The organism is Colwellia sp. F1, from assembly GCF_056238625.1.
Genome location: NZ_JBWDLI010000005.1, coordinates 184,001 through 198,921, shown reverse-complemented (window position 1 = coordinate 198,921; position 14,921 = coordinate 184,001). Strand labels below are relative to the sequence as shown.

The following is a 14,921-nucleotide window of genomic DNA, read 5'->3' as shown; positions in this document are numbered from 1 at the left end:
TTGCAGCAAGGGGGGGGGTTAGCAAGGGGCTTTCGTACTGCCTTGGGTTAACCAGAAGGCAAAGTTTTTTCTGTGGCATTTTTCGTGCTCATTTGGTTAAGTACTAAAGCCGCTAAAATAATCCCAGCGCCAATACTTAGCCTGACAATGTCGGCTTCAGTATTCCATATTAGTACATTCACCAGGATACCTGCTGGTATTAGCACATTGTTCATTGCTGCTAATGCGCCAACATTAACTAAGGTTGCGCCTTTGTTCCAGCCAAAATATCCTAAGCCCGAAGCAATAATACCTAAGTAAATAAGCACAGCCCATTGAGTGGGGGTATTTGGTAACTGATTTGTGTTGCCAAATAAAATATAACAGACGGTTGCGACGATTAATGCACCAATAAAAAACCAGCCAAATACTGTTTTATGATCTAACTTACTGTCAGTCATTAAGTGTTTGTAAGTCACTTGTCCTGTGGCAAAGCAAATATTGGCAGCTTGTACTAACACTAAGCCCATGACAAAATTGCTATTAATACTTTCATAGCGAATCGCTAGCGCACCAGCAACAGCGATAATGGCGATTAGCAAAAAGCGTGGATTAAAATACTTTTCAAGTGCGTCGTTTAGCAGGGTGATGTAAATAGGTGTCAATATTGTAAACAAGAGCACTTCGGGTACTGTTATGTATAAAAAGGCGTGATAGTAAAAACTGTACATGGCGCCAAGTTGTATCGCACCAATAAGCATAAGCTTTATTGCTAAGGGTTTAGGTGTTTTTTTAAATTTTAAAAAGGGTAAAAAAACCAAGGTTGCCAGTGCAATACGTAGCAAAACGCTAAACCACGCATCAACTTGGCCTGCTAAATAAACCCCAATTAAACTAAATGAAAAGGCCCAAAGCAGGGTCACCGTAAATAAATAGCCCATAAATATTATCGTTAATTAACTTATGACGATAGTTTATCTTTTATAACCAATAAAATCTCTCCTGCGAGCTTTTTAATTCGGATTTGTCGGTTATTATATCCCCATTACCTCGGCATCAAACTTAGTACCTTTGTTAAAATTATGTTGCAAAATCAACTGGTTGACGAGTTGTTTTTGTCAGTTCTTTTTACAGATTCAAGTGATAAATACCAATAAAATAAAATATCAAATTGAAATTGCTTACTATTTTAGGTTTGGTGTGATTTTTGCTTTAAAGTTCATAGATGACTATTTTTACTATTAACTCCCAAGTTTAGGATTACAATGAATACAAAAAAGCAGTATAAACTTTTACAAACGACGCTCGCCACATTACTGATCGGGTTTATGACGATTGGTTCGGCATCCGCTACCCTGATGAACTTTGATATTTCAATGGTGGTAGACAACGACTTTGCTGTATTTAGTGGAAATAGTACTAGTATTAATCATCTTATGTATCAAAACAATGATACGTGGAATGAGCAGATTGCAAGCTTATCTACCCTCGATTTTACGTTGGCTGCCGGTGATGACAAATTTTATGTTTTGGCAATGGGCGGCGGTGGTCCACAAGAAAATATTAGTGGCTCAGTTAACGGTGTGAACATTACTTCATTATTCGTTTCAATGAGCTCTAATCTTGCGCCCGCTCTTACTGGTTACAATTTAAGTCATGTGGCAGCAGGCACATATAATACAACATTGTCAGATGTTCAAGCAGCGTTCTCTACCGTGACGTGGGGAGCACCTACACTTAATTCAACACAAACAGTGATTAAACGTTCTGGGTTTGGATCTGGCTTCACATTTAAAACAGGTGCAGCCCACTTGTTCAGTTTCGATGCAGCAGATGTAGGAATAGAAGTAAGTACAGTACCAGAGCCATCTACACTGGCTATTTTTGCTTTAGGTTTACTAGGGTTAGCATCACGTCGATTTAAGAAATAATATTAATTTAACTTATTTTACTAACCCTTTAAAAAACACCAATGGTAAAAATTGGGCTATTGAGTCAACTCAGAGCTACTATCGAAAAATAGTAGCTCTTTTTTCGTTATATCGAGCTATAAAATAAGGGCTTGAGTCAAAACTTTGAAAGTAAATAACGTCACTCCAATCAAACTAATGTACGATTACCGTTTTTCAATGAGTTATGAAAAACCAGTAAAGCCTCCTATAAAAGTGCCTAATAGGAGTGGTAATCATAACGAAATATGTCTTCTTAGATACGGAAACAACAGGCTTAGGTTCTCACAAAGGCAATCACCGAATTATCGACCTAGCCTGCACAGAATATGAAGATTCCACACCTAAAGGTAATCTCTTCAAACTCAAAAGTAATCTTGAAGGCAAAAAATCGAGCAAAGGCGCTTTTCGCGTTCACGGAATCCTAGGTGAAGAATTAGCCGGCTTGCCGACCTTCAAAGACACATTAATTTTTTAGATCGTCCCGTTACCAGTGCCAACAACGCAAAACGTTGGAATGCCTATGCAGGTTATAATCCTGAATGGATGGGAAATTAATTGAGACTACGCGCGTGTACTTTAACTATTGCATGAGCAACGAGCGCACAATTAATCAAAATTTCTCAGGTAATTATAAACCAACACCTTCAATTCCAGCGATACGACTTGGGTTAACTAGAAAAAGATTTACCGCAGAGGATATGTTGTCTTTTAGTCTTAACAAAATACTAATTGACGCGCTGTATCGTAACAAAACCAAACATAGTGAACAATCGACTTTGGCGTCAGGTTATTTTACAAAGGCACTGATCTTAAATCATAGAAAACCACTAACTTATTGTTTTTTATTAGACTTACCTAGTTGGCATACTGCATGCGGTATATCCGAAAAGTACTTGTTTATCGCTTTATTAAATACCTTCCAACCTCAATGGAAGTGATCAAAAGGAAACCTCAAATGACAAATAAATTTTTAAAAGGCGTATTGGCAAGTTTTGCTTTGGCTGTTAGTAATTTTGCTAATGCGGGGCTGATAGTCGATTTCGAAGACCTTACAACAAGAAATAATTTTGATAATTTAGGTATAAATGGAACTTACAATGGTTTTACTTGGGGTTATGGCTTGGGCGAAGGTGTAGCTAATAGAACATTTATATCAGCCTCTACTGGATGGGCTTCAGCAACAACAAGTAATACAGTAACAGGAGAGTCATTGGGGAATGTTAGCGGCTCTAGTTATGCTTGGACTTGGAATGCACCTCACAGCTTGTGGATAGACTTTGGCGAACTTAGAGACTTTACAAGTGGTTCCTTCTCTACTCTCGGTAGTGGTTATTCTTGGAACTCTTCTTCTATAACGCTATTTGGATATTCTGCTAGTGATGATTTACTTCACACTTCTGATACTTTAAATTTATCACATAGTTTTCAAACGTTAACTGCAAATTTTGAAGATATAAGATATTTAGAAATCAGAAGTAATATCAATGAGAGTTGGTTTAGTATCGACAACTTATCAATTGATAATAATACAGTAAATGAAGTACCTGAGCCTTCTACATTAGCTGTATTTGCTTTAGGTTTAATGGGGTTAGCTTCTCGTAAATTGAAGAAGCAAGCTTAACCTAAAAACAGAATTTATTATGAAAGCACTGATCATAGTGGTCAGTTTTTTTCGTTTTTATATATATGAAAATAATAAATTATAGTTAAGCCAAGCTAAATACTTTCAAAGCTCGTCAATAACTAGCCGAAAAATTTAACTAATCGTACATTTTTTAGTTGTTCTAACACTTTCTTAGGGTTCGTTTACTATTAAAAAATAAAGAAAAGTTTCTCTAAAAGTAGAAAGTCGCTTTGCTATTTCAACAACACGGCTCTAAGTTGACTCAATAGCCCAAGTGAAATTGGTGTTTTTTGACAAACAGCAAGAAAAGTAGAAGAATATTCAAGCTTTAACGTGTATCCTAGATAAACTAAGATTTTATTAAAAGGATTTTATGCTTACTTTTGCCATCATTACCTTAATCGGTCTTTTCATCTACCTTACTTACCAACAAAGTAATCAAAAGGATATTAGAAGCTTTCATCAAACAATAATTCGCGGGGTAAAAAAGCAAAATAAAATACAGCAACAAGTTCAGTATGACCATATTAAAGCCCTAGACCCTAGTTTTGATGAATATAAAATGGTTACGCGTGTTGAAGAGGCTTTTTATAAAATCAAACAAGCATGGTCTGAGCATGACATGTCTTCGGTAAGGGCCTTTATTACCGATGGTATTTTTCAACGTTATAGTATTCAATTTACAATTCAACAAAAACACCAGCGTCATCGAAAACTAGTCGATGTTGCTATCCATGATTGTGCGCTTGTTGGCATTGAAGCAGATAAATACTTTGAGACGTTACATTTTAAAATTTCTAGTCAAGCTCGCCATGTTACTCTGCACACTAATCCTAGTAGCAAGCAAAATAAACCAAAAAAACTCCCATCCCCTACTTACACTGTAGAATATTGGACTTATATTCGGTTACCAGGTGTTCAAACACGCTCTAAGCCGGGGTTACTAGAAGGTATTTGTCCTAATTGTGGTTCAACGTTATTGTTAAATAAATTTGAGCAATGCCAAGCGTGTGATTCGTTAGTGACTTCAGGCGAATATGATTGGATTTTAGCGAAAATAACAAAAGAAGAAGAATGGCGTTTTCAACATGCTAAACGGCAGGTCAGAGGTGTTGCTGCCTATCAGGTCGCTGACCCAGCATTTAACTTACCCGTTATTGAAGACAGGGTAAGTGTTATATTTTGGCGTTTACAAAAAGCTTGGTTAACACAAAGTGTTACCCCATTGCGTTCGGTGTCTGATGCTCATTATATTAATCATTTTGAAAAAAACGAGCTAAATGGCTTTTATTTTGACCATATTGATCTGGGCCTTTGTGAAGTAAGCAGTGTTGCCTTTGGTGGCAACATTGACGAGCGAGTAAACCATCAACTTCCGTTAGCCAAAAGTGCAGGTAAGAGTATACATAGCACAGTCCCTAACACCGACTACGACAAGGTATATATACTGGTAAAATGGAAAGCTATGAAAGTTTCTCTTACCAGCGGGGAAACCAATCCAGTAGGTTATTATGCGCATCATTTAACCTTGAGGAGAAAAAGCGGCGCTTTAAGCAGCAATAAACATGGGCTACATTCTCTTCATTGTAATCACTGTGGTGCGCCGCAAGCTGAACAGTCAATAGATTGTTGCCAATATTGCCAAATGCCATTTAATCAAGGTGAGCTAGACTGGGTGTTAACGGATTTTACACCCCATATTAATCGTATTGTTGAGTTAAAAGGGCAATCTTTTTCTCTTGAGGCAGGAAAAAACAAAGTTACAGATAAGGTATTTGACCCCATTTCATTGCTATCGGGTTTAGTACTAATACTGCTGGCAGATGGCCAAAGACATCCAAAAGAAATAACGTTATTAAATGAATTTGTCAAAAAACGTAGAATTCCGTCACGTGTACTAGATGAAATAATACTCGCTGCTGAAAATGGCGAACTAAAAATGTTAGCACCAGATGAGCCATTAGAAGCCTCTGCATGGTTAATAAAAATGATTGAAATGTGTTTAATAGACAATGAAATATCAGCCAAAGAGCATGAGTTGTTATTACTTTTTGGTAAAAAATTTAATATATTAGCGGTAGAAATAGATATGCGTATAAAAGAAACGCGTGCAAAATTATACCTTGAAGCTAAACAAACTTTAGCACAAGATATACACCCCTAAGTAACCGATAACAAGGTATAACAAGCGCCTGTTAAGCATTAGGATAAAAGATGAATATAATTGATCGAGTCAAATACGAAGGGCCGAATGATGTCTTTGCCTGGCGTTGGCCTCATGATGGTTTAGTGTGGGGAACGCAAGTTATTGTGAACCAAGCACAGCAAGCGGTATTTTATAAAAATGGCAAAGCGCTTGATGTTTTAGCACCAGGGCGTCATACCTTAAAAACCGCCAATATTCCACTGCTTGAGCATATTGTCAATATTCCTTTTGGTAATGAAACCCCTTTTGCCGCTGAAATTTACTTTGTTAATACAGCGGTAAATTTAGCGATGAAATGGGGAACCCAAGAGCCGATTCCTATTTTAGATCCTGTCTACAAGGTGTTTGTGCCTGTCAGAGCTTTTGGGCAATTTGGTATGCGAATTAATGATGCTAAAAAATTTGTGAGTGAGCTTGTAGGCACCGTTGACGCGTTTGATGCGGAACAAATATGTGATTACTTTCGTGGCCACTTAATGAGTCGTATAAAAGATTTTATCGCCGCTAAAATTGTTAATGATGGTATATCTGTGTTAACGATTAGTACGCAGTTAAATGAAATGTCTGCAGTACTAAAACAAGAGATTAGTGATGAATTTAATCGTTTTGGTATTGAGATTGTTAATTTTTATTTGAATTCTATTAATGTCCCACAAGACGATGAAAGTGTTATTAACTTAAAAGAAATGTTGGCTAAAAGAGCAGAGTTTGAACTTTATGGTGAGCACTACAATACTGTAAAAACATTCGATGTAGCCGAAAAAGCCGCTGCTAATGAAGCAGAAGGTAATGTTGCAGGTGCCGGTGTTGGCATGGGCGTTGGCATGGGTATTGGTCATCAAATGATGAACATGAGTGCTGATATGATGAGTAATACCGACACCCACCATAAAACAGTTTTCAACCAAGCTAGTCAAGCGAAGAATAGCTGTAGTAACTGCCAAAAATCATTACCTGAAAGGGCAAAGTTTTGCGCTGACTGTGGTGGGCAGGCGACTCGACAACAAAAGAATAAATTTTGTCTAGCTTGCGGGAAAGAAGTCGCCGCTTCCGAAAATTTTTGCGCCAACTGTGGCGTTAAACAGTGATAGGTGGCGTTATAGCCATCGATGGGGTATTCCTACGGGTAGATGACTCAAAAAAGTATAGTTCTTCGCCTGCATCCCTCTAGTAAGCATAGTCGTGACTAGTGATGGGGGACAATAAAAGTTGTATCGTTAAACTAAATTAAATAAAAGTAAAAAGCCAAAAAACACTATAGTTAATGGCTTTATAGCTAGTGCAATACTTTATAGAATTTTATTCACTTCACTGTCGAATAGGTTTTTGATCAGTGAAGCAAACTCTTTAATAAAACTTTTTTGTTGTTCTGTCGCTGGGTTATTTATTACCCCAGACAGCACTTCCTCTAAATCATAAACAATGGCATCGACTTCACGGATAATGGCATTACGTTGATTAAAAGTTAGTGCTTGGTTTTGACTACAAACAGTAATAATTTGCTCGCTCAATTCACCCTCAATAATAGCAATGACCGTTTCGGCACTGCTATCAGTGGTGTGTGTATTTTCGAACAAACTTAAATGCTCGGTTAAATACTCAATAAGATGAATGTAACCTTCATTATCTGTAACCATAATAATACTTAAATAACTTTTATTGTGATATTAGCACTCACTGTACAATTTTTTCATTGTATAAATCAACCATAACCCCATTGCAACGCTGAGTAGGGCATTAAACATTTAGCGCTGTGCTACCTTATTGACTAATACCACCCTACAGACGAGTATACACGGCATCGGCATAATGTGCTTATTAGCGGTTAAACCGCATTGGTACTTTCAAATATTTTGTCAGCGGAGGCTTCTACAAAACCGGTATAGAGCTCCCCGTTCGGTTTGGGATAACGTTTAGCGAACTCGTAGAAGCAGCTCGGAATTTCTAGGCTAGTATCACTAAATTTAACTAGCGCTTTATCGGCAAGTGTTGACGATTGCTCTAACATGACAGCTTTATTGCCTTTAACTTCACCGCCAGCGCTATTGAGCTTATAGCCAGCCTGCTTTAATGTGTCGTTCACGGCGGTAATGCAATCGTAGCCTTTAAGGTGGTTGATATTCACCGTAAAATGATTAGCTCGATAACCCCATGCAGCAAGCCAAGCAGCATATTCACTTTCTGCTAGTAGAGTTTGGTAGTCAGTTGCGCTAACCGTCCATGGACGGCCCGAGTATAAAAAATTTTCTTGGTCGCTGATATCTGCGGGTAACTGTTTAACCAGCGCATGAATAATAGTTTGTGTTGCCTCACTAAGCTCTTCAACGCGTAATTCACTGATAAAAACCTTAGGCATGGTCGAATCACTGTGTTCAAAATGTTTGGCAGTTAATTTTTTAGCCGCAAAGTTGTACTGGCCACACTCGGTATAACCCAGTGCGAGTAAGTGTTTGGCAAGTGTATTTAAATTAACCTTGTCGAGATTAAAAGTGCGGTAGGCAACATGATCGTTAATGATCTTTTCTCCCTTACCTAATAATTGGTAAATCGCTTCGGCTGAGGGCGTTACTGCAATATATTGCTGCCAGATATTATCAAAAAGTTGAGTTACTTGGGCTGTCATCATTACTTCCTTTACTTTATTTGTGTAAATATAAATTAAACGCTAAGTGGGTGACGATAGTTAAAAACTTATATCAGAACTTGAATAAAATCTTAAGAAAATAAGGTGATAACTGACGCTACCACCAAAATTATAGTTGGTCGATACTTTTAAAGAAGCAAGGGCGTACCCCATCTTCTCTTTTCTTGGCAAAAATATAAGTATCGTTAAGTTTCATTATAAAGTGCTTACTACAGTTTAATACCGGGGCTTAAGTTGGCCGGTAAACTTACTTTTTCTGCTTCAACGGAAGCAACAGGGTATGCACAGTAATCTGCCGCATAAAAAGCACTGGCTCTATGGTTACCACTGGCACCTATACCACCAAAAGGAGCAGCGCTGCTGGCACCGGTGATGGGTTTGTTCCAATTAACAATACCTGCTCTGATGCGCGTAAAAAAGTGATCATACAGTGCTGCACTATCACTTAACAAACCGGCAGATAAACCAAAACTCGTGTTATTACTTTCATCAATGGCTTCATCAAAGTCGCTATAGCGGTAAACTTTGAGTAACGGGCCAAAATACTCTTCATCTGGCACGTGTGCGACAATATCGGTTACATCGATAATGCCTGGAGACACAAAGCCGGTATTGGCGGTTAAATGTTTTAATTCAAGTAATGATGTTGCACCTAAATCAAGTAATTTTTGCTGCGCAGCAACTAAACCTAACGCCGCTTTTTCAGAAATCATAGCACCAAGGAAAGGTTGCTCATTATCATCGTAATAACCAATCGTTAATGCCTGAGTTGCTTCAATAAGTTTGCTTAGTATGGCATCACCTTGTTCTCCCTGTTCGATAAACAAACGGCGAGCACAAGTACAACGTTGGCCTGTGGTAACAAAAGCCGATTGAATAATATCGTGTACAACCGCGGTAATGTCACTAATATCTTTAACAATTAGTGGGTTGTTGCCCCCCATCTCTAAGGCTAAAATTTTACCCGGTTGGCCGCCAAATTGTTCATGCAGTAAATGGCCGGTAGTAGAGCTGCCGGTAAAGAATAGACCGTCAATCATCTTGTTATTTGCTAATGCTTTACCTGTTTCTACTTCCCCTTGTACTAGGTTAATAACTCCAGCAGGTAGGCCAGCTGCCTGCCAAATTTTTAGCACCTCTTCAGCAACTTTTGGTGTTAATTCACTTGGTTTAAATACCACAGTATTTCCGGCAATAAGCGCAGGTACAATATGGCCATTAGGCAAGTGACCTGGAAAGTTATAAGGGCCAAATACCGCGACTACGCCATGAGGTTTATGGCGAATCAAGGCTTTAGCACCCGGCATCGGGTTTTCCACTGTGCCAGTGCGTTCATGGTAAGCGTTAAGAGAAATATTGATTTTGCCTACCATGGCAGCTACTTCCCCTAAGGTTTCCCAACGCGGCTTGCCAGTTTCTAAGGCAATAGTATTAGCGAGCGCTGTTTTGTTTTCATCCAGTAGCTCAGCAAACTGAGTGACAAGACGAACGCGGTCATCAAAACTGGTGACAGACCAAGTTTCAAATGCCTTGCGAGCACTGCTAATGGCTGCGTCAACCTGGGCAGGAGACGCGGTTTTACCTTGCCAGACAACTTCATTTTTGGCCGGGTTTAGTGAGGCGAAATCATGGCCTAAACCCGCTTGCCATTGACCATTAATAAATTGAACATTTGACATGTTTTTTCCTATTTTTAATTAGCTACTAATTACGTAATAGACGAATCCAATCACCTTTATCTACTTGTAATGCTTGCGCAATGCTACTGGTGATGACAACTTGGTTGGCTATTTCGCGTAGTATTAAGGTAACTTGTGCTGCTCTAAAGTTTTCAATTTCAGTGTTGCAAATAATATACTTTTGGTTGCTTTCTTCACCGTAGTTGTCATCAATAAGTACTTTATACTTTTTACTCTCACGTACTGCTTTTATTTGATTACGCTCCGCCTCAACCGTAGGACCAGCATCAAAAATGTCAACATAGCCACGACGAGAAAAACCCTCGGCTTCGAGTAGTCGTAAAGCAGGCACTGTGTTGCTGTGTACTTTATTAATCACTTTTTGTGCGGCTTTACTGAGTAGGTTGACATAAATAGGGTACTTGGGCATTAACTCAGCAATAAAGCCTTTGTTGCCAATCCCTGTTAAGTAGTCTGCCTGGGTAAATTCAATCGACAAAAAGTGTGCTTCAAGCCATTCATAAAATGGCGATTTACCGTTTTCGTCGCTAACACCTCGCATTTCAGCAATAACACAATCTGAAAAGCGCTCAGGGTGCTCAGCCATAAACAAAAAACGGCAGCGGGAAAGAAACTTGCCGTTATTATTTTCTCTATGACTTGCTTGCAAAAATAACGAGCATATTTCAGTGGCGCCAGAATAATCATTACACAGTGACAGTGTTTCAACGGTATTATGAATGCCTAGCTCACGAGAATTATGTACCACCTTACCTAAATGATAGTGATAAAAAGCATTATCTAAACCGACGGCGGCTTCTATGCCCGCTGTGCCAACCACTTGGCCCGTGTCGGTATCTTCCATCACAAACAAGTAGCCTTGATTGTCTGCTTGCGTTACTTGCGCTTTAAAAGACGCTTCTGAATGAGCGATTCGCTGTTTTAAAATGCTTTCATTGACAGGTAACGAGGTAAAGCCATAACCAGACTCAACGGCGATGCGGTATAAGTCGTTATAATCAGTCATTTTAATAGGGCGGATGATAACCATAAGTCATTCTCGAAGGTTAAAAGAAGCTTGCTAGCAGCACAGCAGATAGCAAGCGTCGTATTTAGGAGTTAGTATTTAAGTGATTGTTTTAGCTAGTATTTGTCGTTGACCTTGAAACTCACTTAAGCAATGACCTTAGCGACTGCTTTTTCAAAGCGGGCTAAACCATCAATTATATCTGCGTCAGGAATAATTAATGACGGCGCAAAACGTATAATGTTCGCCCCAGCAACTAATGTCATTAAACCTTGGTCCATAGCAGCGACTAAAAAGTCTTTTGCTTTGCCTTGGTATTTCTCATTTAAAACAGCACCAATTAATAAGCCTTTGCCACGAATTTCTGAAAAAACATCATATTTCACATTAATAGCCTGTAAACCATCAACCAATAATTGTGCTTTGGTTGTTACTCCACTCAGTACTTCGGGTGTGTTAATAATATCTATGACAGCTTCACCAACAGCACAGGCTAATGGGTTACCACCATAGGTGCTGCCATGCGTACCTACTTTTAGATGCTTTGCAATTTCAGTGGTTGTTAACATAGCGGCAATGGGGAAGCCACCGCCTAAACCTTTCGCAGAAGTTAAAATATCAGGCGTTACTCCTAAATCCATATAAGCGTATAGCGAGCCTAAACGCCCAGCACCGGTTTGCACTTCATCGAAAATCAATAAGGCATTGTGCTCATCACATAATTGACGAACACCTTTAATAAACTCAGGTGTGGGTGATACAACACCGCCTTCACCTTGAAGTGGTTCAATCATTATTGCGCAAGTTTTATCTGAAATAAGCGCTTTTACACTGTCTAAATTATTATATTCTGCGTGAACAATATCAGCAGGTTTTGGTCCAAAACCATCAGAGTATGCTGCTTGACCACCCACAGTGACGGTAAAAAAAGTTCGTCCGTGGAAGCCTTGGTTAAAAGCAATTATTTGTGTTTTATCATTGCCGTATAGGTCGATAGCCCAGCGGCGTGCTAGTTTTAATGCCGCCTCGTTTGATTCCGCACCTGAATTTGCAAAATATACTTTCTCTGCAAAGGTGTTATCGATTAACTTTTTCGCTAAACGTAATGCTGGCTCGTTGGTCATAACATTCGATAAATGCCAAATCTTTTCGCTTTGTTTTTGCACTGCTGCAACGAGCGCAGGGTGACAATGACCTAAACAATTTACTGCGATACCACCTGCAAAATCAACATACTCATTATCTTGTTGATCCCACACTCGAGAGCCTTGACCGCGAACGGGGATAACCGCTGAAGGTGCATAGTTAGGTACCATTACCTCATCAAATAACTCACGATTTACAGAAAACTGCTCAGACATTTTAAATTCCTCAAAATTAGATGGTTATGTTTGTTTTTTCTCATACATTTTCAGTATATAACTTTATAAATATTTATCGCTATAGCTAAAGCAACTTAATTTGTTGGTACGAGATTAGCCGCGTGAAAAGTTAATTTATTTTTTACCTAGATGTGTAAAAACAGAAGATTAGTATGACAGGAAAAATGAATGCTGTCTTGTTAGATCTGGCTGTAAGTCATTAAAAATAAAGGGATGTCTTTTTTTATTCATATATAATGAATATTTATAGCCATGAAATAAAATGCGAAAAAGTGCGTTTTGTTTGTTATGGCGTGCTGACTTACACAAAGTGAATGCGAGGGTACTTTAATAAATAATCAAAAAAAATTTACTGATAATAAGGATCGCTAGCTAAATTTTAGCTTAATATGGTCAATATCGGTTTTTCTCAGTAATAAAATTTCCGCTTTGGTTAAATTTGCCGACTCAAATAAAGCTATGCTTTGCTCACTATCGATCAAATTATTTTTAGCAAGGTTACGGTAACAAAGGTAGGCTTTGGCTTTAGTGACAAGTTGTGCGATAGGGCACATCTTTTCAACCTTGTCAGTGAAAGCTAAATCAAACATTGCTGGCGTTATCGGTAAGCGGTCAAAGTTCATTAGCTCAATTAATTCTGCCGACAATTGACTACTGCGTAAAACAAGCTGCTCAAGTAGCAGCTCAGGTGGGTTTTCTATTTTAACTAAAATATCATGTAAGCGTTTATCTTTCTTGTCAAAAGCTACACGAAGTTCATCTTTGTACATTTGGTTGTAGGTAGTTAAGTAGCACCGTGTAATAGCAAGATTACCGATATTAGACAACATACCTGTGGTAAATGCTGCATAGCGATCAACTCCAGCATGCTCAGCAAGAGTATTTGCCGCTAATGCGATAGATAAGCTATCGTTCCATAATTTTCGCTTCATTAAGTTAAAAGGCGCGGTGCTAATAGGTAACCAATGTTTAAGAATAAAAGTAGGCATCACCAACTTTAAATTGTCTAACCCTATGTAGCTCAGCGCAAGGCTAGCATCATTAACCTGTACGTCGGCGCGTTTTCTATATTGGGGTTTGTTGACTAAAGCGACTAAGTCTCTAGCAAGCCAAGAAAGTGAAGTAGCTAATGGTTTTATTTTATTGACTGAGGTTGCGCGCAAAGCCAGTAGCTCTAAAATGGTTGGAGCAACTTCGTCAATACTTAAAATATCGTTATACAAATAAGCTTTGTTATCAAAGTTTTTATTGACCTGTTCATTAACGCGGGCGAAGAATGTAGCCATGACTTGTTGGCGAAAATGCTCTTCACCATGGGCTGCTACAATTTTTTCTTGTCGTGCTTTAACCTCAACAGATAATAACTCTCTACGGCTATTGTGTTGCTCACCACCTTGAAAGTTGACCAAATTAATTTTGCCATGACGCTGCTCAGCAAAACTTTTACTGATAGACAAGCTAATCGCTTGTTGGTAAATGTTAGATATTTTGTCATTATGATCAAAGAATTGCATAGAGTCTTATGTTTATATTGTCATTGGCTTGTTATTAAAAAGCACGGTGTAAATAATTATACAAAGTGAGTAATCACTTAGATTAATGGGTAATAGTGTTCTTGCTGTAGGTTGCAACGTATGATTTAGGCAGCGCTAACCTGTTTTGAATTGTTATCTTACCTTATTTTCAGGTTTTGCAGGATACATAGTTAAAAAGTTTTTCAAAAGTGCTTGGCCTTGCTCAGTTAATACCGACTCAGGGTGAAATTGCACGCTGCAAACCGCAAGCGTTTTGTGTTGCAAAGCCATAATTTCTTCTTGTTTGCCTTGTGCATCAAGACTCCAAGCGGTAACAACAAGCTCACTTGGTAAAGAAGCTTGTTCAACGATAAGTGAATGGTAGCGAGTTACCTGTAAAGCCGGTTTTATTTGGGTAAATAACCCCGTGCCGTTATGTTCTATAACACTGGTTTTGCCATGCATTAACTTTTTGGCTTTTATGATATTAGCACCATAATGTTGGGCAATGCACTGATGCCCTAAACAAACACCAAGTAAGGGAACTTTTCCCGCAAAGTTTTCAACGACAGCGAGCGATATTCCTGCATTATTGGGGTCACAAGGTCCCGGTGATATCACTAAATAATCAGGATTAAGTTGAATGATGTCATCTGTGCTAATTTCATCGTGACGAAACACCTTTACTTCTTGGCCTAATGCTTGAAAGTAATGGACTAAATTAAAGGTAAATGAGTCGTAGTTGTCGATCATTAATAACAAAATTGATAAGCCTAACCAAGAAAAAACGAGGCTATTCTAATAGTTTTGAGTCGAAGTTGGAAGTGAGAAAGTCACGCTAAGTAATGTAATAGTTTGGAGGGTATTCATACCCGCGGTAAAAAAGTGAGGCTATTAGTATTATGATAAAGCCT

The 14,921-nt window shown here is 38.5% G+C and carries 13 protein-coding genes; 5 read left to right on the top strand and 8 right to left on the bottom strand.

Annotated elements, in window-relative coordinates; all coding sequences use genetic code 11:
* Nucleotides 1-47: 47 nt before the first annotated feature.
* The gene (locus tag AC0UA9_RS06600; RefSeq protein WP_475658653.1) at nucleotides 48-920 is read right to left on the bottom strand and encodes a DMT family transporter; all 873 of its coding nucleotides are present in this window, start codon (nucleotides 918-920) and stop codon (nucleotides 48-50) included.
* A gap of 324 nt (nucleotides 921-1,244) precedes the next feature.
* Between AC0UA9_RS06600 and AC0UA9_RS06595 the strand changes: the two genes are divergently transcribed.
* The 5 genes from AC0UA9_RS06595 to AC0UA9_RS06575 all read left to right on the top strand — a co-directional run bounded on the left by AC0UA9_RS06595 (nucleotide 1,245) and on the right by AC0UA9_RS06575 (nucleotide 6,849).
* Nucleotides 1,245-1,910 carry a PEP-CTERM sorting domain-containing protein gene (locus AC0UA9_RS06595; protein WP_475658650.1) on the top strand — a complete coding sequence of 222 codons (666 nt, stop codon included), beginning with the start codon at nucleotides 1,245-1,247 and terminating at the stop codon, nucleotides 1,908-1,910.
* Between the two features lie 247 nt (nucleotides 1,911-2,157).
* Nucleotides 2,158-2,406 (top strand): exonuclease domain-containing protein, encoded by a 249-nt coding sequence (locus AC0UA9_RS06590; protein ID WP_475658647.1) that lies wholly within the window; start codon nucleotides 2,158-2,160, stop codon nucleotides 2,404-2,406.
* Between the two features lie 480 nt (nucleotides 2,407-2,886).
* On the top strand, nucleotides 2,887-3,552 hold the full coding sequence (locus AC0UA9_RS06585; protein ID WP_475658645.1) for a PEP-CTERM sorting domain-containing protein: 666 nt from the start codon (nucleotides 2,887-2,889) through the stop codon (nucleotides 3,550-3,552).
* 376 nt (nucleotides 3,553-3,928) lie between these two features.
* The gene (locus AC0UA9_RS06580) at nucleotides 3,929-5,719 is read left to right on the top strand and encodes a TIM44-like domain-containing protein (protein WP_475658641.1); all 1,791 of its coding nucleotides are present in this window, start codon (nucleotides 3,929-3,931) and stop codon (nucleotides 5,717-5,719) included.
* Between the two features lie 50 nt (nucleotides 5,720-5,769).
* Nucleotides 5,770-6,849: an SPFH domain-containing protein gene (locus AC0UA9_RS06575; protein ID WP_475658639.1), complete on the top strand. Its 1,080-nt coding sequence runs from the start codon at nucleotides 5,770-5,772 to the stop codon at nucleotides 6,847-6,849.
* Between the two features lie 201 nt (nucleotides 6,850-7,050).
* Here the strand turns inward: AC0UA9_RS06575 and AC0UA9_RS06570 are convergent, their stop codons facing one another.
* The 7 genes from AC0UA9_RS06570 to AC0UA9_RS06540 form a co-directional block, all read right to left on the bottom strand.
* Nucleotides 7,051-7,398 (bottom strand): DUF3802 family protein, encoded by a 348-nt coding sequence (locus AC0UA9_RS06570; protein ID WP_475658636.1) that lies wholly within the window; start codon nucleotides 7,396-7,398, stop codon nucleotides 7,051-7,053.
* A gap of 188 nt (nucleotides 7,399-7,586) precedes the next feature.
* Nucleotides 7,587-8,384 carry a 2-oxoadipate dioxygenase/decarboxylase family protein gene (locus AC0UA9_RS06565; protein WP_475658634.1) on the bottom strand — a complete coding sequence of 266 codons (798 nt, stop codon included), beginning with the start codon at nucleotides 8,382-8,384 and terminating at the stop codon, nucleotides 7,587-7,589.
* A gap of 230 nt (nucleotides 8,385-8,614) precedes the next feature.
* Nucleotides 8,615-10,084, bottom strand: coding sequence for a succinylglutamate-semialdehyde dehydrogenase (astD, locus tag AC0UA9_RS06560; RefSeq protein ID WP_475658630.1), 1,470 nt, complete (start codon nucleotides 10,082-10,084; stop codon nucleotides 8,615-8,617).
* A gap of 25 nt (nucleotides 10,085-10,109) precedes the next feature.
* The gene (gene astA / locus AC0UA9_RS06555; RefSeq protein ID WP_475658628.1) at nucleotides 10,110-11,135 is read right to left on the bottom strand and encodes an arginine N-succinyltransferase; all 1,026 of its coding nucleotides are present in this window, start codon (nucleotides 11,133-11,135) and stop codon (nucleotides 10,110-10,112) included.
* 122 nt (nucleotides 11,136-11,257) lie between these two features.
* A complete protein-coding gene (locus AC0UA9_RS06550) occupies nucleotides 11,258-12,472 on the bottom strand; it encodes an aspartate aminotransferase family protein (protein ID WP_475658626.1) in 1,215 nt (404 codons plus the stop codon).
* 389 nt (nucleotides 12,473-12,861) lie between these two features.
* Entirely contained in the window at nucleotides 12,862-14,007 is a 1,146-nt protein-coding gene (locus tag AC0UA9_RS06545) for an HDOD domain-containing protein (protein ID WP_475658622.1), read from the bottom strand.
* Between the two features lie 153 nt (nucleotides 14,008-14,160).
* Entirely contained in the window at nucleotides 14,161-14,769 is a 609-nt protein-coding gene (locus AC0UA9_RS06540) for an anthranilate synthase component II (RefSeq protein WP_475658620.1), read from the bottom strand.
* Between the last annotated feature and the right edge of the window lie 152 nt (nucleotides 14,770-14,921).